At 43.1% G+C, this 20,551-nt stretch carries 22 protein-coding genes and 1 pseudogene; 11 read left to right on the top strand and 12 right to left on the bottom strand.

Annotated elements, in window-relative coordinates:
• Window positions 1-40: 40 nt before the first annotated feature.
• Both ACHZBG_RS11575 and ACHZBG_RS11580 read right to left on the bottom strand, forming a co-directional pair.
• Window positions 41-1,345, bottom strand: coding sequence for a sugar ABC transporter substrate-binding protein (locus tag ACHZBG_RS11575; protein ID WP_320129614.1), 1,305 nt, complete (start codon window positions 1,343-1,345; stop codon window positions 41-43).
• Window positions 1,346-1,376: 31 nt separating this feature from the next.
• Window positions 1,377-2,291: a nucleoside hydrolase gene (locus tag ACHZBG_RS11580; protein ID WP_320129615.1), complete on the bottom strand. Its 915-nt coding sequence runs from the start codon at window positions 2,289-2,291 to the stop codon at window positions 1,377-1,379.
• 296 nt (window positions 2,292-2,587) lie between these two features.
• Between ACHZBG_RS11580 and ACHZBG_RS11585 the strand changes: the two genes are divergently transcribed.
• The gene (locus ACHZBG_RS11585) at window positions 2,588-2,893 is read left to right on the top strand and encodes a hypothetical protein (RefSeq protein ID WP_320129616.1); all 306 of its coding nucleotides are present in this window, start codon (window positions 2,588-2,590) and stop codon (window positions 2,891-2,893) included.
• Window positions 2,894-3,006: 113 nt separating this feature from the next.
• On the opposite strand, the pseudogene ACHZBG_RS11590 reads toward ACHZBG_RS11585, so the two are convergent.
• Window positions 3,007-3,195 (bottom strand): annotated as a pseudogene (locus tag ACHZBG_RS11590) (IS3 family transposase); the annotation flags it as partial.
• Here ACHZBG_RS11590 and ACHZBG_RS11595 point away from each other — a divergent pair.
• The 3 genes from ACHZBG_RS11595 to ACHZBG_RS11605 all read left to right on the top strand — a co-directional run bounded on the left by ACHZBG_RS11595 (window position 3,195) and on the right by ACHZBG_RS11605 (window position 7,765).
• Entirely contained in the window at window positions 3,195-3,425 is a 231-nt protein-coding gene (locus tag ACHZBG_RS11595; RefSeq protein ID WP_394699392.1) for an IS3 family transposase, read from the top strand. The pseudogene ACHZBG_RS11590 and the gene ACHZBG_RS11595 sit on opposite strands and share 1 nt — an antisense overlap.
• A gap of 177 nt (window positions 3,426-3,602) precedes the next feature.
• Window positions 3,603-7,172 carry a tetratricopeptide repeat protein gene (locus ACHZBG_RS11600; protein WP_320129617.1) on the top strand — a complete coding sequence of 1,190 codons (3,570 nt, stop codon included), beginning with the start codon at window positions 3,603-3,605 and terminating at the stop codon, window positions 7,170-7,172.
• 317 nt (window positions 7,173-7,489) lie between these two features.
• On the top strand, window positions 7,490-7,765 hold the full coding sequence (locus ACHZBG_RS11605) for a type II toxin-antitoxin system RelB/DinJ family antitoxin (RefSeq protein WP_320129618.1): 276 nt from the start codon (window positions 7,490-7,492) through the stop codon (window positions 7,763-7,765).
• 280 nt (window positions 7,766-8,045) lie between these two features.
• Here the strand turns inward: ACHZBG_RS11605 and ACHZBG_RS11610 are convergent, their stop codons facing one another.
• Window positions 8,046-8,714 carry a LexA family transcriptional regulator gene (locus tag ACHZBG_RS11610; RefSeq protein WP_320129619.1) on the bottom strand — a complete coding sequence of 223 codons (669 nt, stop codon included), beginning with the start codon at window positions 8,712-8,714 and terminating at the stop codon, window positions 8,046-8,048.
• 328 nt (window positions 8,715-9,042) lie between these two features.
• Here ACHZBG_RS11610 and ACHZBG_RS11615 point away from each other — a divergent pair, with 328 nt between their 5' ends.
• The 6 genes from ACHZBG_RS11615 (at window position 9,043) to ACHZBG_RS11640 (ending at window position 14,157) form a co-directional block, all read left to right on the top strand.
• Window positions 9,043-10,305 carry an alpha-L-fucosidase gene (locus tag ACHZBG_RS11615; RefSeq protein WP_320129620.1) on the top strand — a complete coding sequence of 421 codons (1,263 nt, stop codon included), beginning with the start codon at window positions 9,043-9,045 and terminating at the stop codon, window positions 10,303-10,305.
• 42 nt (window positions 10,306-10,347) lie between these two features.
• The gene (locus ACHZBG_RS11620) at window positions 10,348-11,616 is read left to right on the top strand and encodes a sugar ABC transporter substrate-binding protein (RefSeq protein ID WP_320129621.1); all 1,269 of its coding nucleotides are present in this window, start codon (window positions 10,348-10,350) and stop codon (window positions 11,614-11,616) included.
• Window positions 11,617-11,691: 75 nt separating this feature from the next.
• Window positions 11,692-12,588 carry a sugar ABC transporter permease gene (locus ACHZBG_RS11625; protein ID WP_320129622.1) on the top strand — a complete coding sequence of 299 codons (897 nt, stop codon included), beginning with the start codon at window positions 11,692-11,694 and terminating at the stop codon, window positions 12,586-12,588.
• On the top strand, window positions 12,581-13,447 hold the full coding sequence (locus tag ACHZBG_RS11630) for a carbohydrate ABC transporter permease (protein ID WP_320129623.1): 867 nt from the start codon (window positions 12,581-12,583) through the stop codon (window positions 13,445-13,447). The genes ACHZBG_RS11625 and ACHZBG_RS11630 overlap by 8 nt, the downstream gene beginning before the upstream one ends.
• A gap of 92 nt (window positions 13,448-13,539) precedes the next feature.
• Window positions 13,540-14,025: a glycoside hydrolase family 172 protein gene (locus ACHZBG_RS11635; RefSeq protein WP_320130068.1), complete on the top strand. Its 486-nt coding sequence runs from the start codon at window positions 13,540-13,542 to the stop codon at window positions 14,023-14,025.
• A 6-nt stretch (window positions 14,026-14,031) separates the two neighbouring features.
• Window positions 14,032-14,157, top strand: a complete 126-nt coding sequence (locus ACHZBG_RS11640) for a hypothetical protein (protein ID WP_320129624.1) — start codon at window positions 14,032-14,034, stop codon at window positions 14,155-14,157.
• Window positions 14,158-14,332: 175 nt separating this feature from the next.
• On the opposite strand, the gene ACHZBG_RS11645 is transcribed toward ACHZBG_RS11640, so the two are convergent.
• The 4 genes from ACHZBG_RS11645 to ACHZBG_RS11660 form a co-directional block, all read right to left on the bottom strand.
• Window positions 14,333-14,467 (bottom strand): hypothetical protein, encoded by a 135-nt coding sequence (locus ACHZBG_RS11645; RefSeq protein ID WP_320129625.1) that lies wholly within the window; start codon window positions 14,465-14,467, stop codon window positions 14,333-14,335.
• 33 nt (window positions 14,468-14,500) lie between these two features.
• Window positions 14,501-14,683: a hypothetical protein gene (locus ACHZBG_RS11650; protein ID WP_320129626.1), complete on the bottom strand. Its 183-nt coding sequence runs from the start codon at window positions 14,681-14,683 to the stop codon at window positions 14,501-14,503.
• A 15-nt stretch (window positions 14,684-14,698) separates the two neighbouring features.
• Window positions 14,699-14,992, bottom strand: coding sequence for a PEGA domain-containing protein (locus tag ACHZBG_RS11655; protein WP_320129627.1), 294 nt, complete (start codon window positions 14,990-14,992; stop codon window positions 14,699-14,701).
• A 500-nt stretch (window positions 14,993-15,492) separates the two neighbouring features.
• Window positions 15,493-16,197 (bottom strand): hypothetical protein, encoded by a 705-nt coding sequence (locus tag ACHZBG_RS11660; protein ID WP_320129628.1) that lies wholly within the window; start codon window positions 16,195-16,197, stop codon window positions 15,493-15,495.
• 588 nt (window positions 16,198-16,785) lie between these two features.
• Here ACHZBG_RS11660 and ACHZBG_RS11665 point away from each other — a divergent pair.
• Entirely contained in the window at window positions 16,786-17,397 is a 612-nt protein-coding gene (locus tag ACHZBG_RS11665; RefSeq protein ID WP_320129629.1) for a hypothetical protein, read from the top strand.
• Here the strand turns inward: ACHZBG_RS11665 and ACHZBG_RS11670 are convergent.
• From ACHZBG_RS11670 to ACHZBG_RS11685, 4 genes are all read right to left on the bottom strand, one after another.
• Window positions 17,348-18,535 (bottom strand): IS256 family transposase, encoded by a 1,188-nt coding sequence (locus ACHZBG_RS11670; protein WP_320129630.1) that lies wholly within the window; start codon window positions 18,533-18,535, stop codon window positions 17,348-17,350. The genes ACHZBG_RS11665 and ACHZBG_RS11670 overlap by 50 nt on opposite strands.
• A 283-nt stretch (window positions 18,536-18,818) precedes the next feature.
• A complete protein-coding gene (locus ACHZBG_RS11675) occupies window positions 18,819-19,238 on the bottom strand; it encodes a hypothetical protein (RefSeq protein ID WP_320129631.1) in 420 nt (139 codons plus the stop codon).
• Window positions 19,239-19,759: 521 nt separating this feature from the next.
• Complete coding sequence (locus tag ACHZBG_RS11680; RefSeq protein WP_320129632.1) at window positions 19,760-19,891, bottom strand: hypothetical protein; 132 nt, start codon at window positions 19,889-19,891, stop codon at window positions 19,760-19,762.
• 97 nt (window positions 19,892-19,988) lie between these two features.
• The gene (locus tag ACHZBG_RS11685) at window positions 19,989-20,549 is read right to left on the bottom strand and encodes a hypothetical protein (RefSeq protein WP_320129633.1); all 561 of its coding nucleotides are present in this window, start codon (window positions 20,547-20,549) and stop codon (window positions 19,989-19,991) included.
• Between the last annotated feature and the right edge of the window lie 2 nt (window positions 20,550-20,551).

Below are 20,551 nucleotides of genomic sequence, written 5' to 3' on the forward strand. Positions count from 1 at the left end.
GCAGAATCAAGAAACTGACTCTGCCTCCACCTACTTCGAGTTATTTCTTGTACTTGTAAAGGGCAGTGTTCAGTTGTTTGATTGCATCGGCAACAGCCGGTTTTACCTCTGCGCCATTACGGATATCCTCAAGCATTGCATTGATGATCGTCTCATATTCTGAATAGCCAGGAGTAACAGGACGAGGCACCGCCGTATGGGCAGCTTCAAAGGCAGCAATTTTCAGGTACTTTGGGGCATCGGGATTTTCGATGATGGCATTGATACCAGCCTGGGTTGAGGGAATATCACCGTTTGCAGCCAACCACAAGGTATTTCCTTCCCCAAGGCTCATATATTTGATGAATTCGGCAGCCTCCGCCTTATGTTTGGAGAAAGAGGAAACACCAAAATGCCAGCTTCCCGTTGGGGTAGCAACCGTATCTTCATATCCCTTGAAGGCAGGACAGGGGCAATAGGCCAAAGAAGTGAACCCTACTTGGTCTGCACTTGCTTCGTTCCAAGTCCCCCCTATCAGGAAACAGACTTTTCCTGAACGGAAATTGTTGCCGACCTCATCTGCCGAAATACCGCGAAGAGAAACCCCGCTATCGAAGGTGCTCTTGTAGAATTCAAGAGCCTTGATCCATTCCGGTGAGTCGACAATTCCTTCGACGGTGACTCCATCAGGCCCAATGGAAGGAGCACCAAGACTATTGGGAAGTGCCAGTATCTGGTAGATCCTTCCAACCTGCTCGAACATCAGTCCGGCAATTCCCTTGGTTCCATCAGGGTCAACAGCCTTTTGCACCTTTTGTGCCATATCCATCACTTGAAACCAGGTCAAACGATGATTCACGTCATTGGGTGGAATCTCAATGCCAGCTTGCTTGACATAGTCAGTATTATACCAAAGCAACTGGGAAGAGGTATTCATAGGAGGACAATAGAATTTTCCATCCCACGTACCGGCGTTTATGGCCGACGGGATGAACCCTTCTTTTTCCTCAGCGGTAAAATACTGATCCATCGGTTCCAGATAGCCTCTGGTTACATAGCCGGCAACCATCGGGACATCGACTCCGATAACATCGTATTCGGAGGATTTTGAACCCAATTTCACTTCCAAATTCTGGAACAGTTGTTCCTGTTGGTAGCATTCCAGATTCACCTTGACGTTATGCGTTCGTTCATATTCGGCAAAAATGGGATTCAATTTATCCTCCCATTGTCCGGCTCCAGACGTCACATAGGTAATTTCTACAGGATTGTCGCCACCCACGGGTCCTGAGGTTTCTTGTTTTCCGTTTGCAAAAACAGAGAAACAAAGTAAAAACACCACAAAAAGACAAAGAATCTTTTTCATACCTTCTCCTTTTTCCCGGAAACTCCCGGGATTATTTTGATAACTTTGTAAAGAGATCTGCAAAAATACGATCCCTATCGACCCAATAGACATATCGGATCAAAGGCCTGCAATGGTCGAAGCTATAGTGGTTGTCATATTGGCAAATGGGGCTTGCCTCAAGACGGGACAGCTCGAACTTTTCATCAAGCAGCCAAGCAACGGCAGCGACGTCCCAGATTGCCCTACTCCAATAATCTCCCTGATTATTCAACAGGGCTTCCTTGTACGTAATATCGACCAGATAATCACAAAAGGCATTTTCGTCTTTCAGCCAGAACCGCAATTCAGGTCCAGTTGTCCGTAACTCAGAGACAACCCCCATGCAAGGAAGCTGTATAACCGGAACTCCAGAATCAAAGACAACCCTGGCCGCAGCTATGTCCTGAAAGAGATTGAATTCCTTATTGTTTGGCCAGGTATAGCTGTTACCTCCCAACCAGACAACGACAATTTTCTCCCTGATGGAGGGATCAATCAACAAAGCCGAGGCAATATTGGTAATGGCTGCAAGAGCTATGACATACAAGGGTTTTTCTGCATCCTGCTGGCGGGCAAGCTTTACCAAGTTTTGTGCCGCAGGAGATTCTACGGGAGTTTTTTCATCAGGCAGGAATGTAGAGGAGCCCTGATACACAAAGTCGTTGAATTGCTCCATTCCAAGAAGTTTCAGGACATGCAGGATTTCATCGTAGCTCCGGAGCATTCCATCTTCAGGGCTTGTGGAATGACTGTTGAAAAACGGGGCCGCATTGATGGCCTTCACCTTCAATTTCTCTTGGGATTCAAGCATATACGCAAGCGCAAACTGATCGTCGATCTCATTAAACGTATCAGTATCCATGACCACATCGACAGGATGATCGGGAAATCTCATCCTTTGAATCCTGGTTGATTCATCCATCATTTAATCTCCTTTAACAGGTAATTTCTGAGTCCATCAAATTGTGTTGTTCCATGTTTGTTGAAGTCATTGTCAACTGCTGAATAACTCGCAAAAAGCAACTTACTGTTATACTTACTAGCAATTGCTAGTTTTGTCAAGAAAAACATGCCATTTACTGCTAGTAATTACGAGTTTTCACTTTCTCTCTGCCCTATACTTTGAATATGAATAAATATCTGGAATGCAATGGTAGTTTTTGGCAAAGAGTCCGTGACCTCCTTGTTGTAAGGCACCTATCCCAGTCGGATTTGTCACGCATGACCGGGTTGAGTACAGGATTTCTTTCTTCAGCAATCAAGAGAGGCAATATCCCGGTTTCAGGCAATGCCGTAAAGATTGCCCAGGCACTCGAGACAACGGTCGAGTATCTTGTAACAGGAGTTGATAGAAGTGCCTTTGGAGAGTTTGCCGACGAACCCGAACTGCAATTGGCTTTTCAGACTATCAAGAAGGGAAAATACAATACCATGATTGCACAAGCTCTTCCTTTCCTGAACCTCGAGCAGCAACAGACAATCTTGGCAGTCATCAAAGCAATGGGTATTCCTGTCCATGAAGAATAAGGAATCAGAAATAAATAGATCTGAGTCCTGTTTAGTAGATACTTTTCATAGAAGGCTGGGCCACTTCTAGAAACAGCAGTAGGTGGGAGGTGAGGACAAAAAGTTGGACTTTTCTATGATATTAACCCAAGACTCCTACGATATTCCATAGGGCTTCTTCCTCCCAATGACATTTTAATTCTCTCTTTATTGTACCGACAGATATAATCATCAAGCTGTGCACAGAATTCTTCGAAGGATATTCCAAACCAAGAACGATTATTGAATATTTTGTTCTTCAATCTCTCGAAGAACCCCTCACATGTATATACGAAATTTCGTATATTGTATCGAAAGAGCTTGGAAAAGTATAAAATATGAGATGTTTTTCCTCAATGACTTCCAGACAGTGGAAGAATTGAGGATTGCAATAGATGATTACTGGGTTTTCTACAACGGAGGACGAAGGCATCAAAGCTTGGATTATATCATTCCAAACATGAAGTATTTTTCTTCAAAAGAAACCATCGCATCCAAAAGGCAGACAGCCTGAGAATCCACTTAAGATTTCAACAAGAATTGTCTTGACTTAGGAGCTCACTATACCACAAACATTATATACTAGGAAGATTCAGTCGATATTTCTTTTGCCTATATCATGTTCTGGGTATATTCTGCATATAAATATTCTAGCTTACAGTTAGTATTTGTTACTTAAGGGGATATAAACATGGAAAGAAGTGGCATAGATTTTCTGATAGAAGAAACAAGAATCAAGGCTTCGGATATCTTCACCGACAGGGAAGAACCTCGAAAAGTGTTCTGGGATCATTTCGGCCAGCTTTCCAACCGTATGCACAATAGGAATGAAGAACAGAATACCCCATACTTACCCCACCCCATTCTCTATTACGGTATAAGCGGAATTGGGAAAACCACTCTGCAAACCAAGCTTAAACAGGAGCTTTTTGAGAAAGGAAAGGGAAAGTATCAGTTTGCCAGATATGATTTTGATAGGAATGGCACCACCCTTTGCACCAGAGAAGATTGCATCAGAAAACTTAGCAAACAGCTCGCGAATAATTATAACTTTACATTCTTCTTGACAGAGTTGGCTCTTGTGAAGATAGCAAACGCCAGTGGTGATGATTACAGCCGAAAAAAAGCAACCATCAACAAGATGATCGACGACAGCCACGTGCTCAAACCGCTTTTCATTGGACTGAACTTTATACCGGTTATCGGTGACCTGATCAACGGAAGCTTGGCGGCGCTCGAAGCAGCAGAGACAGCAACTGACAAGCCAATTATGGAGTTGTTCCAACAAAATAAGGAGAAATACAAGAAATACAGCATGTATATTCAGGATACAGATGTCGACATTATCCAGGCACATATTCAGACATTCTTTGCAGAGGATCTAGAAATCAACCTGAAGAAAGCCAAGAACCCGTTAGTGATTATGCTTGATACGTATGAACAGTTCATAAACGTTGTCGGGGGAGGTGGCAGAGGAAGCGCTTCGACTATCGATGACTGGCTAAAACACCGAAGGACCGGGCTCATTGCCTGTACCCCCAATGTCCTATGGGTGATTTGTGGACAGGATAAGTTGATTAGCGAAGCCCCGAATACAGAAAAAGACTGCAGGGAATCCTCTTGGGCTGCAATCGGTCTAGATGAATATCTGCTTGGAAATCTCTCAAAAAAGGATGCCGAACTCTATTTACAGAAAGTTGGAATAAAAGACACAGGCCTCATAGGACAGCTGTATGAGGTCACCCAAGGCGTACCAGTATTCCTGGATTTTTGCTATGAGATATTTAGGGACATCGCTAGATACCCAGAAAAACAGAACAACATAGAGACCTATGGACTGACTCCTGAACGGATTATTGACAGGTATCTCCAAGGAATGAGCGATAACATGCTGGACTTGATTATGAGCATGTCATGTTTGGAATACTGGACGGATAATCTGGTAGCGTATCTTCGGCCTGACATCAGCGATTTTTCCGATACAACGTACGGGAATTTTCTCACGTTGTCCTTGGTGAAACAGGTTGACAACAGATATTTCATGTATTCTGTTGTTAGGGAACTCGTATTTAAAAGCATAAAATCCCCTATGCTCATCACGAGGATTAGGGGAAAAGCAGCACTCTACTTCAAGGAAAAGATGGTAGAAGGAAAAAATCTTCAGGAACAGGCTGGAAATCTTGCAAGCTATGTGTTGTATTCCCTCAGTCAATGTAGAGATGATTTCCAAGCACTCATCCTCTTTAAGGAGATTAAAGAACCTTTGAATTCATTGATAGATGCAAGGTTCTTTGAGGAAGCGAAACAGATTCTTGCATTATTTAATGGGTTTGGGGATCAGAACAAGGAGTTTGAAATACGGATCAAGACGATTGCTTCACGAATTATGTTAGTGTCCGGTAAATATCGGGAAGCCTATGAAGTTCTTTCCTCGGTTTCGGACATAACTGCAGATATCTCTGAGAAAACTGCAGATTATTTGCAGGAGGGTTTATTTACATATGGAATGGCACTGATAAAAACCAAGCCATCTGATAAAGGAACCCTTGAATTCTGGATACAACTTGAAAATTTCACTGCAAGGAAATACGAGATTGAAGATGAAAAGACCCTGCAAGTCTTAAACAACCTTGCTGTAACGTACTCCAATCTCGGTGACACCCGGAAGGCGTTGGAAATTTATGAGAAAGTCTATGGGTTGCGCAAGAGGATACTGGGCGATGAGCACCCTCATACCTTGGAATCCCTGAACAACCTTGCCAATGCTTACTTCGATCTCGGTGACACCCGGAAGGCGTTGGAAATTTATGAGAAAGTCTATGGGTTGCGCAAGAGGATACTGGGAGAGGAGCACCCTGATACCTTGACGACCCTGAACAACCTTGCCAATGCTTACTCAAATCTCGGTAATTATCGGAAGGCGTTGGAAGTTCATGAGAAAGTCTATGGGTTGAGAAAGAAGATACAGGGAGAGGAGCACCCTGATACCTTGACGACCCTGAGCAACCTTGCTGCAGTGTACTCCGATCACGGTGATACCCAAAAAGCGTTGGAGGTTCATGAGAAAGTCTATGAGTTGCGCAAGAGGATACTGGGCGATGAGCACCCTCATACCTTGGAATCCCTGAACAACCTTGCCGTAGCTTACTTCGATCTCGGTGATACCCAAAAAGCGTTGGAGGTTCATGAGAAAGTCTATGAGTTGAGCAAGAGGATACTGGGCGATGAGCACCCTGATACCTTGATATCTCTGAACAACCTTGCCAATGCTTACTTCGATCTCGGTGACACCCGGAAAGCGTTGGAGGTTCATGAGAAAGTCTATAAGTTGAACAAGAAGATACTGGGCGACGAGCACCCTGATACCTTGATATCTCTGAACAACCTTGCCGTAGCTTACTTCGATCTCGGTGATACCCAAAAAGCGTTGGAGGTTCATGAGAAAGTCTATGGGTTGCGCAAGAGGATACTGGGCGACGAGCATCCTCATACCTTGGAATCCCTGAACAACCTTGCCAATGCTTGCTCCAATCTTGGTAATTATCGGAAGGCGCTGGAAATTAATGAGAAAGTCTATGGGTTAAGGAAGAGAATACTGGGAGAGGAGCACCCTGATACCTTGAGATCCCTGAACAACCTTGCCAATGCTTACTCCGATCTCGGTAATTATCGGAAAGCATTGACAATCAAGGAGAAAGTCTATGGGTTGAGAAAGAAGATACAGGGAGAGGAGCATCCTGATACCTTGAGATCCCTGAACAACCTTGCCAATGCTTACTCCGATCTCGGTAATTATCGGAAGGCGTTGGAAGTTCATGAGAAAGTCTATGGCTTGAGGAAGAGGATACTGGGCGACGAGCACCCTCATACCTTGAGATCCCTGAACAACCTTGCCAATGCTTACTCCGATCTCGGTAATTATCGGAAGGCGTTGGAAGTTCATGAGAAAGTCTATGGCTTGAGGAAGAGGATACTGGGCGACGAGCACCCTCATACCTTGAGATCCCTGAACAACCTTGCCAATGCTTACTCAAATCTCGGTAATTATCGGAAGGCGCTGGAAGTTCATGAGAAAGTCTATGAGTTGAACAAGAAGATACTGGGCGACGAGCACCCTCATACCTTGAAATCCCTGAACAACCTTGCCAATGCTTACTCCGATCTCGGTGATACCCAAAAGGCGTTGGAAGTTCAGGAGAAAGTCTATGAGTTAAACAAGAAGGTAAAGGGAAGCAACATCCAGATACAGTGCAAAACCTAAGATTTATACAGGTGATTCAGAGAAAAATCTTATTAGCGAAAAGTAATAATTTGTATGTCAATACGTCGCTATAAGAGATGGTCGGATCGTTAAGCGTTAAATTAGGGCAAAACTACAATATAGGGGCATAAGATGATCATTATAAATAAAAGGAAAATATCCCAGTTGCTGTCTACTGAAGATATACTTCAGACAGCAGGATTCTCTGGATTTTCTACCAGCAAGTTGCCTTCACAGACGTAGTATGTTCATTGAATATATACTGGACTTATAATGCGCTTTAGCATTTGGGATTTTAGATGAAAGGAGAAAGCACTATGGCAATAAAAGCTGATACCAATATTACAATCAGAATGAACAGGGAGGTTAAACAGCAGGCGCAGCAGATTTTTGCTGATCTTGGCATGGATATGACTACTGCAATCAATGTTTTCTTGAGACAGGCAATTAGCTACAGGGGATTTCCCTTTGAAGTAACTCTGAATACTCCCAATGCTGTTACGCAAACTGCGATGGATGTAGCCGAGAATGAGGAGAATATACATGGCCCTTTTGACAACGTTTCAAGCTTGATGGATAATCTTAATACGTAAGCAAGAATTTACAGGACGATTCAAGAAAGACAATAAACTGGCAATCAAAAGAGGTTGCAATCCCAGCAGCCTAAAAGAAGTAATCATGCTTCGTTGCAATGAGCAACCGTTGCCTATATCAATGAAAATGGAAAAATAGAAACCGATACTTCATGATACTTTGCACTCTATGCAAGTATTTTTAAATATCTACAAACAAGCTTCGACATTTTGAAATCACCTCAGCAAATTACCAATACTGTTATGTGCAGTTTTATTCTAGCAATGCCTGAGCACATTACTATGACTGGCAATGAATCCAACCCACGACTTTCCCGAGGATTTCGAGGTTTTCGTTTCCAATCGAAATCTCTTCCGTCGAGTAATGAGGGTTTTCACTATGGATATAGAGTTTCTGTTCCCCACTCCTGAATTCCAGTCGTTTGACTTTCAATTCTCCATATAAGGAAAGGACATAAATACCGTTTTCGCTAAGATATCCTTGGGAAAATATCACGGTATCACCTTCGAATATCTGGATGCCATTCATCGAATCGCCTTTGGCAAAGATGGCTTTCAAAGTACTAGGATTGATGTTCCGGGTCATCCTAAGCGGAATACGTACCAAGGTGGTACTGCGTTCCTTTACAGACTTGTTTTGAGTGAGGACAGGAATATGCAACGTCGCCTCTTCGTCTTTCGCTCTTGGCTGTAATCTTTTTTCATCCATCTCACACTTGAGTTGAGGTTCCAATTCCGCAGCATCCGGCTCTTCCCCGAATATAAGATACTCCACACTGGTGCCTATTGCCCTGGCTATCTTGGCAGCTTCTTCAGCCTTTGGAATGCGATTCTTTGATGCGTAATTGAGAAAACTGGTATAGTTGATACCCGCACGCGCCGCAACTTCTTTCTTTGAAAGGGAAAGAATCTTTGTCTGTATGTCAAATCGTTTCCAAAAGTCAATCATAATACGTATTTATATCTTTAAAAATTCATGTATATATCCATATGGATACAATTAAATAAAAAATATGTTGCAAATATAGCCAATAGGATTTATTATTGCCATTGATAACAACAAATGGATATTTTTGATTGTTTCTGAATATGGATAACGCTTTGTAATTTCATGCAATTGATGAAATTTATCAGCAAATACCTGTTGCTAACAAAAAATGCTTGAAAGCCTGAATGGCTATGGAAAGTCACAAGGAAACGTGTTGATAAAGAGCAATTGTACCAATGGTTACATGCTCATTTGATAGGGTCTATGGTTTTTACCAGAAGGAGGAATAATGATAAAGGATACTCATCAAACATGGTTTAAAGAGGCAAAGTATGGATTGTTCATTCATTGGGGACTGTATTCAATTCTTGCAGGCGAATACAAAGGGAAGACTACTCCCAATATCGCCGAATGGATACTGAATCATTTGGATATTCCTGTCCAGGAATATGAAAAACTGGCCAATCAATTTGATCCTGAGAATTTCGATGCTGAGGCCATGGTACTGCAGGCAAAATCCTGGGGAATGAAATACATTGTATTCACTGCCAAACATCACGATGGATTTGCAATGTTCAAATCTGACTGCAATCGATACAACATCGTCGACGCGACACCGTTCGGACGGGATGTCGTTGCAGAGTTGCAAACTGCATGCATCAAGCACGGCATGAAACTGGGGCTGTATTATTCTCAAGCCCAGGACTGGGACGATCCCAACGGTTTGCGAGAGGGAACGGACAATACCCTGAAGGACTTCGATAAATATCTGGACTTGAAATGCATTCCCCAGTTGAAGGAATTGCTTACCAAGTACGGTGAAATAGCATTATTGTGGTTTGATACACCACTTACAATGACGGAAAGTCAAAGCATGAGGATTGTGAATACAGTAAAGTCCATACAACCGAATTGCTTGATCAGTGGCCGTGTTGGCAGTAATTTGGGTGATTATCTGACGACAGGAGATAATTTCATTCCTTTGTTACCATATAACGGTGATTGGGAAGTCCCTGCGACACTCAATGAGACATGGGGATATAAAAAAAGCGATACCAATTGGAAAGATCCAAAAAAAATTCTTGATTTGTTATTGAAGATCAATGGACGGGGTGGAAATTATTTATTGAATGTTGGCCCGGACTGCAACGGTATTGTTCCTCAGCCGTCCGTCGATATCCTGAATACTGTAGGGACCTATGTCCATCAAAATGCAGACAGTATATTTGCAACCCATGCACTTGATTTTTATCCCTATGACCTGTCTTGGACATTGTTTACCGCAAAAGACCACAAGTTGTTCCTTCATATCGTTGAACCAGTCTGGCGTTACGTAATCTACAACATCGCCTCGACGATACAGAAAGCCTATATTCTGGAATCAGGTGAGAATGTTCCTTTCTTACAGCACACTACGTGTGAGGGTGACCATTCCTGGGAGTTTTATCCGCCTGTTGGCTATGTAGGAAAAACTAATTACGTCATTTGTGTTGAAACAGTGGAAAAAAATATATCTTTCCAACGACTTACTCATTGGGACTTTCATCTATAAAAAAGAGCTTTTATGCCAGAAATTTAAAAGGAGGAAAAGAATATGAAACGATTCATATTGGTCGTGGTTCTATCATTTGCTGTCTTTGCCACGGGTTTTGCACAAGGAAAAAACGAGACGCCTGTTACGGCAGATGGGGAAAATGTCATTACTCTCCGGTGGTTGATGCAAGTTTCCACTGCAGAAGAAAAGCAACAGTGGCAGGAACTTGCCGAGGATGTGAACAAGGTATATCCCAATATCAAAGTTGAGATGAACACTACAGACTGGAACGGCTATTGGACTAAGCTCCCGACTGAAATTGCAGGAGGAAATCCACCCGACATTCTGTACATGCAAAGTCAGAGGGCCAAGGATTATCTGGGAGAAGGTTTTCTACCTATCTCGCAATTCATCAAAAATGACAAGGATATCAACATGGATGATTTTTATAAAGGCATCATTGATGGATTGAGCATGAACGGGGAATACTATTGTCTACCATATGATTTTGGCCCATACGTATTGTTCTATAATATTGATCAGTTTGACAAATGCGGTATGTCCTATCCAGATACCTGGAATACCTGGGAAGATTTTATAGTCGCCTGCAAAAAAATGAAGGAAAACGGCGTAAAATGTACTTCCGTATTGCCTGGGTTCGATCGTATATATTCGTTTATATTGGGAAATGGAGCCAATATACTTGCTACTGATGGAACGGTTAGGGTTAATACTCCCGAATTTATTGCAGCAATCCAAGCCTTGGATGATTTGATTGAAGCCGGTTATACACCTCTACAATCGGATACAGGCAATGCCAATTGGGATAGAGAGCAGTTCTATAATGGAAGCTCAGCTGCCCTGACGGACGGCGTATGGAACCTCACGAATGTCAAGGCAAAGTCTAATTTCAAATACGGTGTTACCATGGTTATCCCAGGCTTGTCATACAGAAAAACACCTATCGCAGGATCAGGCTTCGGAATCAGTAAAGATACAAAACATCCCCAAGAGGCATATCTTGCCCTCAAGGTCCTTACTAGCAAGGAATCCGAAACAAAACTTGCAAAATGGGGACGGGCTCTTCCCGCCAGGGCATCTGTTCGTGATGTGTACTACAAACAAAATGAAGATGTACTTGGACTGAAGGAATCCGTAGAATCTTCACTGGCATCTGAGATAGGCATAACAGAGATAACTCCCAAAAAATGGCAGCAAGTATTGGTTACTATCAACCAGAATCTTGAAAGCGTTTTCCTCAGTGATACTAAAGCCGCTGATGCGTTGAACACTGCCCAAAAGGAAATAAATCGTATTTTGCAGCAATAATAAAAATCATCTATCGCCGTAGCAAAATACTAAACTCCGCTTGCTACGGCGATTTCTTTTTAAGGAAAATTTAGGATGAAAAAGATACACGCAACTGATCTGAAAACAAATAGAAGGAATACCAAAATTGCTATTTGCTTTCTTTTGCCTAATATTCTTGGATTTCTCATATTCACCGTAATCCCTGTAATCCAATCGGCAGTAATGAGCTTGTTCGACTGGCCGACATTCGGAGAAAGGAAGTTCATCGGATTTCATAATTATATCAACTTGTTTTCTTCTGATCCGCTGTTTCTAAGAGTTCTCGGGAATACGGCCGTATATGTCCTGTTTTATGTAAGCCTGAATGTAATCCTGGCATTGGCAGTTTGGGTAACCAATGGTATGAAAGGAAGCCAGCTCTATCGTTCTATCTTTTTCCTTCCTCAGGTAACGCCAATTGTAGCAACAGCTATGATATGGAAATGGCTGTTCCTTCCCCAATATGGAATTATCAACAATACCCTGTCGATTTTTGGGATACCGGAAATCAACTGGCTAGGTGACATGAAAACAGCAATGTCAGCCATCGTGATCATGAGCCTATGGCAGGGATTTGGTTACAATATGGTTATATTTATTGCCGGTCTGAACAATGTACCTTCTTCACAACTTGAAGCTGCCCGTATCGACGGGGCAAATAAGGGGCAAATCTTCTTCAAGGTCACCCTACCCCTTATTTCTCCCTATATATTTTTCGGGGTTGTCATGACAGTCATCAGTTCTTTCCAAGTTTTTGACCAGACTTTGATAATGACGAATGGAGGGCCTGCAAACGCTACTAACACCATCGTTTTGTATCTCTATAATAATGCATTTACTTATTTGAAATTAGGGTATGCATCGGCTATGGCATGGATTCTTTTTGCCATTATCATGTTTTTTACAATCCTTCAAATGAGGATGCAAAAGGATTTGGTGGTATATGAATAATATGAACATCATGGATATACCTAGACGAAGAATGCACAAACTGAAAATAAGTCAGATTATCAGTTATATATTACTTACAGTTCTTTCCATATTGTTCTTAGTTCCGTTTTTGGGAATGGTTTCCACTTCCCTAAAACCTGAAAAGGAAGTCTTGTTGCTCCCCATAAAGATTTTCGGAACGCACATCGCATGGGAAAATTACGAACGCGCATGGACGTTCTTTCCGTTCGGACGATTCTTGTTTAGTTCAATTTGGGTGGCAGCTCTTACTTCCTTACTTGTAGGAATCACTTCCAGCATGGCTGGTTATGCTTTTTCCCGAATTCGGTTCAAAGGACGGGATATGCTCTTCACCCTATACTTGGGGACTCTTATGATTCCACAACAGGTAACGGTAATCCCTCTCTATCTCATTATGAAAAGGTTTGGTTGGTACGATACCTATACCGCTTTGGTGCTGCCTATGGCATTCACTGCCTTCGGGACCTTCTTGATGAGACAGTTCCTGATGACTATTCCTTTTGAGTTGGAAGATGCCGGACGGATAGACGGTTGTGGTCCCGCCGGTTTGTTTATCAGGATAATTCTCCCCATGGCGAAGTCCGGTATAGCGACATTGTTTGTATTTACTTTTATCGGTTCATGGAAGAGCTTTCTCTGGCCACTGATCATTACTAGCACAGATAGAGTAAAGACCTTACCGTTAGGCATCTATATGTTCAACGGACAATATGGGACCGACTGGTCAGGACTCATGGCGGCTGCCTCCATCGCAATCATTCCAAGTTTCTTGATTTATATTTTCTTCCAACGGTACTTGGTAGAAGGCATAACGATGACCGGAATGGGAGGAAGATAGGAGTAGTTCTGTTTAAATAGGAATTATCGCTAATATAGATAAGAAGCATACAAAAAGGCAGCGAAAAACCAACGTGACGAACCATCCCTGCCATTTTCTATCAAATTGGCTATCGTGAACTTGATGAGCTACCAGAGTCGATGGCCTATTTTCATGCCCAGTGGCATCGGGAATCCATGACCTCCCTTGGCCGGGACTATGTAATCCTCGACCACGTCAAAGGCAGGGGACAGTATGTCGGGACCTATCTTTCCCTTGCTACGCTTCAGCGCTATTGGTGGGGCGAAGGGGAAATGAAATTCTATTTGGACGGAGATAGGGACTATCCGACGATCTGCAGCACGGGCACGGAGGATTACTTTGGAGGGGCTTGGAGCTTTGCTTCCCGCGATGACAATCTAACAGAGGAGCATACCTACTGTACGCCATTCATGGGCTATCCCTATTTTTCACGCAATGATGAACTAACCCAGAGCCTATACTATCTGAATGACAAACCCACTGAACGTGGGCTGTATCGCTTTCATCTTCCTGATCCGATATCCTTCGAACAGGAGCTCAAAGTGACCTTGCAATAAATAGGGGTGAACAAACAGCAAGGCCTGTTCGAACGCCAGGATGACGTATCGAGCGTAGCCTATTGGTATCAGAATGAACCGCATTTCCCATTTTCCCAAATGCTACCCAAGGAAGCCAGATGGCCCCGGTAACTGAACGACCCCAAGATATGTGCAAGAGTAATGAATAATCAATCAAACAGCTCGTTCTCAGGATTCATGACGATTCACCTGCTTTCCAGCCTACATCCCAATAGTTTCCTTATACCTCTGGAGGATAGATTGGAAAGCAGAGTTTTCATTGCAAGTATTGAGGACTTCCCTCTTTTCACAGAGTGACAAGAGCAAGAAGATACGCTTGCACCCATTTTGTATAACCCAGCATCCTCACGGCTCTGGCAAGGCTTCTGCCATACTTCATGTACAAGAATACTGCTTTCTTCCATTCTTCATATGAATGCATTCCCTTTTCCTTCGAAAGCCCAAGAAAAGGCCTTCACCCTCCATATGAGACATGGACATATATCGGGATTGCAGGCATGTTTGACAGCTTCCTGTTTACCTGCCCGTAGTTCACTCCATTGACATGGATGGTCGCTCCCAAAAAAAACGGCCCGCTACGGATCTCCACTGTCCCAGTCTTCTGGATGAACACGACAGTCTTGTCATCGGATCCCAAGGCTTCTCCTTGGATCTAGGGCTTCTTCATATCCAATTTCATGTTAGTGACTTCCCCTGACTTGATGTTTACTTTCTGAGATGTGCTTGTATACCCATCCTTCTCAAGCATGATTGTATGAGTACCGGGCTCCAGCATCAGGGCACTGCTCCCACCGACAGTGATTCCCTTCACCTTCCCTTCAATCTGCACACCTACCCTGTCGATCACTTCAATGACGAGAAATCTCTGGACTGCTACAGATAGCATGCCCCCGATTAACAGGACAACTGCAAACATGAAGCCGGTACGCGTGATTCTGCCGAACATGAAGGCTCCTCCTAAAAAATGAAAACCATGCTGCATCGATTACAATGGCAATGTTAAATCTCATTGAATGCTTCAAATTCATGTACCATGAAAATACTCCAGGCACACCGCTCTGGTTCATGCATGAAGAATGGCATCCTGGAAAAACCAAAGGGACTCTCTTTCTAGCAAGAACACCCCAAAGCAACCATTACGATACACTTACTTGCTGATTCCAGCATTTTCCTCATGATTACAGCCACCCAAGACTTGTCAAGATGTTGTATAATAGCCATATAAGAAAAGCAAATAATGCAAAAGTCATGATACCTTTCATAACAAATTCCTCCCCATGAATCAAAATCCATTCACGAAAATCTCATAAACTCCGAGAATGAGTACCGTAAAAATTAAAAGCTTCAACAAAAATTTCATCATGTACCTCCTGTAAGCCAATTTGTGTACAAATATTTAGTCGATTATAAAATCATCTTCATCACTTTGAAAATTGATTCTAGTGGTCATCTATACTTGTTCTTGAATTGTGAGGAATTTATATATTGATTGCCTTTCTGAACCCCGTTCTGGTCATAGTAACTCAAAGCTTCTTTTGCAGCGGCTTCACCAAAATTTGCTCCTGCAAGATATATGCTCTCGACAGCAGCCATTCCCAAATTCCCAGCGCTGAGAGCAATCCTCTTCATGGTGGCAGGCGTCAAGACTTGACTTGCTCTGTCAATGGCGCTTTTCAACGAGGATCCTGCACTGAGATAAAGGTCCGTCATGACCTTACCAACTTCAGGACCATATTTATTATACATGCGCACGGCTTCTCTTGCTGCAGCATCGCCCATACGTCCTCCCAATTCGTACAATTCCTGTGCTGCTTGATTGCCATATTTTGAAGCAATCGCAGCAATATTTCTCATCGTTTCTGATTGAAGGACCTCTTGGGCTTTATCTATTGCAGTTTTCAATACACTACTGGCAGACTCATACAATTTGGAAACTTGTGGTCCATATTTATTCTGAAGATCTTGTAACTTTGATGTTGTCTTCTGAATAGCCGGTTTGGCCTGTTCAACAACCTCCTTGCCAGCAGAAACGACATCCTTTGTTGCTTCGGTTAAATGCTGCCCTGCGCTCCTGATGGAATCCCATACCCCGGCATATAGGGGAAAAGCAACAAGAAAAATTAAAAGCAATGCAGTCAACTTTGATTTCATAGGTTTCTCCTTTTTCTTAAGTTCTTACCCATCTACAATATCTATATCATTGTAATTAGATCGGAAGTTTATAAAAGCCAGAAACACCCCATCAAGGCCCTGGTTCTCACGAGGAAAATGCAAAATATCTCCAAGTTTTACTCTTTAACAATACGTTTAAAAAATCACTTCCACCATCTCTTAGGAATTGATGATAGGCTTAGGCAAACAGTTTCCAGGAATGCAAAAACAACCCTGTTCCAATCGGATTCGGATCCAATACAGAAATTGGTGAACCAATGTTTTGGGGAAAACAAGGCAATGATCTCTTCTCCATATAGCACTCCATTACAATCAATGAATGTCTTTCATTTTTACGCAGGATAGTACATCTTGGAGAATCAAATTCCCTGTCTTAAATACAATACTTTGTTTGCAGTATCAGCATCATTCTTGTAGTTGTCAAGATAAATATCGCATTTAGTACAATCCCGCGAGCAGTAATATTAAATGTCCACCTAAAAAAGAAATGCTGAAGACAAAAAAGAATCCCATGGGAATCGTGTTATTCTTGGTTTAACCACAAATCAAAACATACACACAGACACCATGGGACGTAGAAAGCTTACACTGGGAAGGCACTGCAAGGGAAGCCATTTCACTTGGGGCGAGAGGCTGAAGCTGCAATATCATTATGCAGGCAGCAACGGATACAGCAAAGAGCGAAGCCCTACGGTACTGGGAATTGTTTTCCACAAGAGCGCCAAAACGATAAGCAGGGAACTGCAGCGAGGTATGGGGGAGCATGTGCTTGCAGACATCCCGTTCTCTCGGACAGAATACAATGCAGACCATGCCCAGATCGATGCAGAGGAGAAGATGAAGTACAAGGGACCGTCACCCAAGTCGGGCAGGCACTACGCACTGGTGCAAAGAATGTCCCTTCTGATTCTGAAACACAAATACAGCCCCTATGCCGTACTGAAGACACTCGACAAGGATGAGACGTGGCCAGAGGGGCTGAGGATCTGCGAGAAAACCCTGTACAACTGGATAGGGGCCAGTGACATCCCCAGTGTCACAATCGGGGACCTGCCGAGGAAAGGCCGATTGAAACGCAAGAAAGGTGCTTTTGATAGAGTCTGTAAATTTTCCTGTGTAACTGGCTTTCTTACGCATGGGAAAATCTATCCCCATATTCTACCAAAAGTCTATTTATGACCGGTCCCCAGTCACGGACCGGCATGGTCCACCGTTTCGAGGCCTGCTGGATGGCCAGGTACACGATCTTGATCGCCGAGGTGTCATTGGGAAAGATCCTGCGATTCCTGGTCCACTTCCGGATGACGCTGTTCAGTGATTCGATGGCATTCGTGGTGTAGATCACCTTCCGTATCTCGTCAGGATACTCGAACATGGTAATCAGATTCTCCCAATTCCGTTCCCACATCTTGCTGATCGATCCGTACTTGGCATCCCATTTCTCCGAGAATGCCTCCAGCTCCGTTTCGGCTTCTTCCACGGTAAGGGAAGCATAGATCCTTTTCAGGTCCCGCGCAACTTCTTTCCTGTCCTTGTAGGAAACGTACTTCAGCGAGTTCCTCACCATGTGGACCGTGCACAGCTGTATCTTTGTCCGGGGGAATACGGCATTGATCGCCTCCGGGAAGCCGGTAAGGCCATCCACACAGGCTATGAAGATATCCTGCACCCCTCTCTGCTGCATCTCGGTGAGTACCGACATCCAGAACTTCGAGCCTTCGTTCTCGCTGATCCAGAGGCCCAACAGTTCCTTCCTGCCGTCCGTATTGATTCCCAGTGCAAGGTAGATCGATTTCGTGGTGACTCTCTTGTCCTGGTGGATCTTCACCACAATGCAATCCAGATACACGATCGGATATACGCTGTCCAGGGGTCGGGCCTGCCATTCGCGCACCTCATCCACCACGGCTTCGGTGACCTGTGAGATCAGGGTATGGGATACTTCCACCCCATACAATTCCTGCAATGATTCGGCGATATCCCGTGTGGATTGTCCCTTCGCATATAACAGGAGTATCTTGTCGTCCAGCCCGGTGAAACGCCGTTGCCCCTTCTGCACAATCTGGGAAGTGAAGCTGCTTTCCCTGTCCCGAGGGGTCTCCAGATCGAATTCACCGGATTCTGTCTTCAGCTTCTTTCTGCTGTACCCGTTGCGACTGTTCTGCTTGTTTCTGCCCGATGGTTCATGCTTCCCATAGCCGAGATGTACATCCATTTCCGCTTCGAGGGCCTTCTCAAGGGCCTTTTTCATCAACTCTGAGAATGAGGCACTCAGATCCTTCTCGGAGGTGACTCCCTTGGTCAACTCTTCGGCCATCTAATCAAGCTTGTCTCTTTCCATGATACTGCTCATTCTATGCTCCTCCGCCCTTACTGGGCTACCTAGAATTTGCAGTTACACAGTTTTATTTACAGAGTCTCTATCCGATCCCTTATCTGTTCCGCTTCTCTCTGGCCTCAACAACCTAATCGATCAGATCCAGTCCCTCCAGCCGATTGTATTCGTCCAAACAGCGTCTTATCTATTTTGCCAGTAGTTTGGTTATCTTGTATCGAAAGTATAGATTTTTATTATTAGTTTAACTTCATCGAATCTTACATCAATAAATCGATACCAATGAATAGCAAGCAGCGACTTTCCCATTTACTCCATAGCCATCAATATACCAATATGCTAGTACTAAATATTCACCTGATATGAGCTGTGAAGAAATGATAGCATCATTACCTCTGAAGTCTCTTGGAAAGTTGAATCGGCAGGAAGCAACACCCCTATTCCATGTCGATGATGCTTTTTGGGCGGAAAATACATTTCCTTCAGGTGAAATTATCTCACACTGAAAGCTTGCAGTCCCGGTTCCTCTACCTTCAGTAACTAGATAGTCAACGATGAGCTCGTTGCTATTTGCCAATCGAACATTTACTTCTCCAGTACCACCCCAGCCCGTTTTTGCTCCAATTAATGGAACCAATGTAACAATCATCACAAGAAGAAAACAGATTGAAAATTTCCTCTTCATGCCAGTACACTCCTTTTTAGGTGATAATGAATTGTTTATAAAAACTGATAGAATAGATATTTCAGTACATTATAGTCTCCTAGTTCATAGTCTTAAACACTTTTCCTCAGATGTCAATAAAATTGGGGGTGAACAGTAAGATGGGTGAACAGTAAGATGAATTGTCCGCCGAAACGCGGAAAGAAAAACAAAGTCCCATGGAGCTCTGTTACTATGGTTTTACCAGAACTAAATAACAAGGTGACTATGGGACGGACAAAGCTTATCATAAAGTCTGTATGCAAGCATACTCATTTCACTTGGGAGGAGCGTTTGAGACTCCAGTATCACTACTTGGGAACAAACAGATACCAGAAGATTACCAGCCCCACACTCCTTGGTCGGTTATTGGGCAAGAATGAGAGGACCATCCGCAGGGAACTTCAAAGGGGTATGATATTGCACGAGCTGGGCGCAGAGCCCTTCGAGCGCTGCTTTTAATCAAGGGGGGTGAGTACAAAAAGTTGGACTTTTTTATGATACTAACCCAAGACGCCTGCGACAGTCTGGGCAATGCAAAACCGGATACCATCAACCCTGATCTGTCCACCAATAACAAGACGGGTAATATCCTTTGTATTTATTTCCTTGCTATTTAAATGAGCATCAACCATAGAGGCCTCCTTCTGATAAGTACCTGATAGTACTTTGCAAAAACGGAGGCCCCAGGAATCTTATACCCTTTGAGATAATAGTTTGAGCTTTACCAGATTAGATTCTTTTATTGATTGAGGAAAGGATGCTCGCAATATTTTTCATTGCATTTGCTTCATCGGAAATACCTCCACTACTTGTGTAGGAATGCCCCATAAGGGCATAGGCAACAAGAGGGATTTTATAATCTTCTGTATATGACCTTGTAGAACCTATTGCCTGATATTTAATATGAATTTTATAAATATTACTTGTCAGATCCTTTATCTTTCCAAATAACTGAACAGTAAATAATTGATTAGGTGCAAGAACAAAATTCTCTAAAAGATTCAGCTTGTCATTTTTATCTACTAAGGGGAATTCTGGAGTAACAACAATTTCCTTTATTATCCCGCCAGTTTTTCCTGAATTTCTAATCTGAAAATCTATCATATTGTTATAGTCATTAAACTTTGTGAACTGTCCGAAGATATATGGCCGAAGTTCGTTCTCTCGAGTAATCTTCATTTCCTTGGTTGATTTACTGCTATAAACGACAATGATAATTGTAGCTACAACATAGGCAAAGGTGAGAATTATCATTACAAACCCTTGATTTGAATTGAACCAATTAATCATGA

It is taken from the genome of uncultured Sphaerochaeta sp. (assembly GCF_963676625.2).
Lineage (GTDB): Bacteria > Spirochaetota > Spirochaetia > Sphaerochaetales > Sphaerochaetaceae > Sphaerochaeta.

Coding starts and splice junctions, on each gene's coding strand:
- ACHZBG_RS11575 (WP_320129614.1), bottom strand. CDS start 1,345: ATGAAAAAGATTCTTTGTCTTTTTGTGGTGTTTTTACTTTGTTTCTCT.
- ACHZBG_RS11580 (WP_320129615.1), bottom strand. CDS start 2,291: ATGATGGATGAATCAACCAGGATTCAAAGGATGAGATTTCCCGATCAT.
- ACHZBG_RS11585 (WP_320129616.1), top strand. CDS start 2,588: ATGACCGGGTTGAGTACAGGATTTCTTTCTTCAGCAATCAAGAGAGGC.
- ACHZBG_RS11595 (WP_394699392.1), top strand. CDS start 3,195: ATGTATATACGAAATTTCGTATATTGTATCGAAAGAGCTTGGAAAAGT.
- ACHZBG_RS11600 (WP_320129617.1), top strand. CDS start 3,603: ATGGAAAGAAGTGGCATAGATTTTCTGATAGAAGAAACAAGAATCAAG.
- ACHZBG_RS11605 (WP_320129618.1), top strand. CDS start 7,490: ATGGCAATAAAAGCTGATACCAATATTACAATCAGAATGAACAGGGAG.
- ACHZBG_RS11610 (WP_320129619.1), bottom strand. CDS start 8,714: ATGATTGACTTTTGGAAACGATTTGACATACAGACAAAGATTCTTTCC.
- ACHZBG_RS11615 (WP_320129620.1), top strand. CDS start 9,043: ATGATAAAGGATACTCATCAAACATGGTTTAAAGAGGCAAAGTATGGA.
- ACHZBG_RS11620 (WP_320129621.1), top strand. CDS start 10,348: ATGAAACGATTCATATTGGTCGTGGTTCTATCATTTGCTGTCTTTGCC.
- ACHZBG_RS11625 (WP_320129622.1), top strand. CDS start 11,692: ATGAAAAAGATACACGCAACTGATCTGAAAACAAATAGAAGGAATACC.
- ACHZBG_RS11630 (WP_320129623.1), top strand. CDS start 12,581: ATGAATAATATGAACATCATGGATATACCTAGACGAAGAATGCACAAA.
- ACHZBG_RS11645 (WP_320129625.1), bottom strand. CDS start 14,467: ATGCATTCATATGAAGAATGGAAGAAAGCAGTATTCTTGTACATGAAG.
- ACHZBG_RS11655 (WP_320129627.1), bottom strand. CDS start 14,992: ATGTTCGGCAGAATCACGCGTACCGGCTTCATGTTTGCAGTTGTCCTG.
- ACHZBG_RS11660 (WP_320129628.1), bottom strand. CDS start 16,197: ATGAAATCAAAGTTGACTGCATTGCTTTTAATTTTTCTTGTTGCTTTT.
- ACHZBG_RS11665 (WP_320129629.1), top strand. CDS start 16,786: ATGGGACGTAGAAAGCTTACACTGGGAAGGCACTGCAAGGGAAGCCAT.
- ACHZBG_RS11670 (WP_320129630.1), bottom strand. CDS start 18,535: ATGGCCGAAGAGTTGACCAAGGGAGTCACCTCCGAGAAGGATCTGAGT.
- ACHZBG_RS11675 (WP_320129631.1), bottom strand. CDS start 19,238: ATGAAGAGGAAATTTTCAATCTGTTTTCTTCTTGTGATGATTGTTACA.
- ACHZBG_RS11680 (WP_320129632.1), bottom strand. CDS start 19,891: ATGGTTGATGCTCATTTAAATAGCAAGGAAATAAATACAAAGGATATT.
- ACHZBG_RS11685 (WP_320129633.1), bottom strand. CDS start 20,549: ATGATTAATTGGTTCAATTCAAATCAAGGGTTTGTAATGATAATTCTC.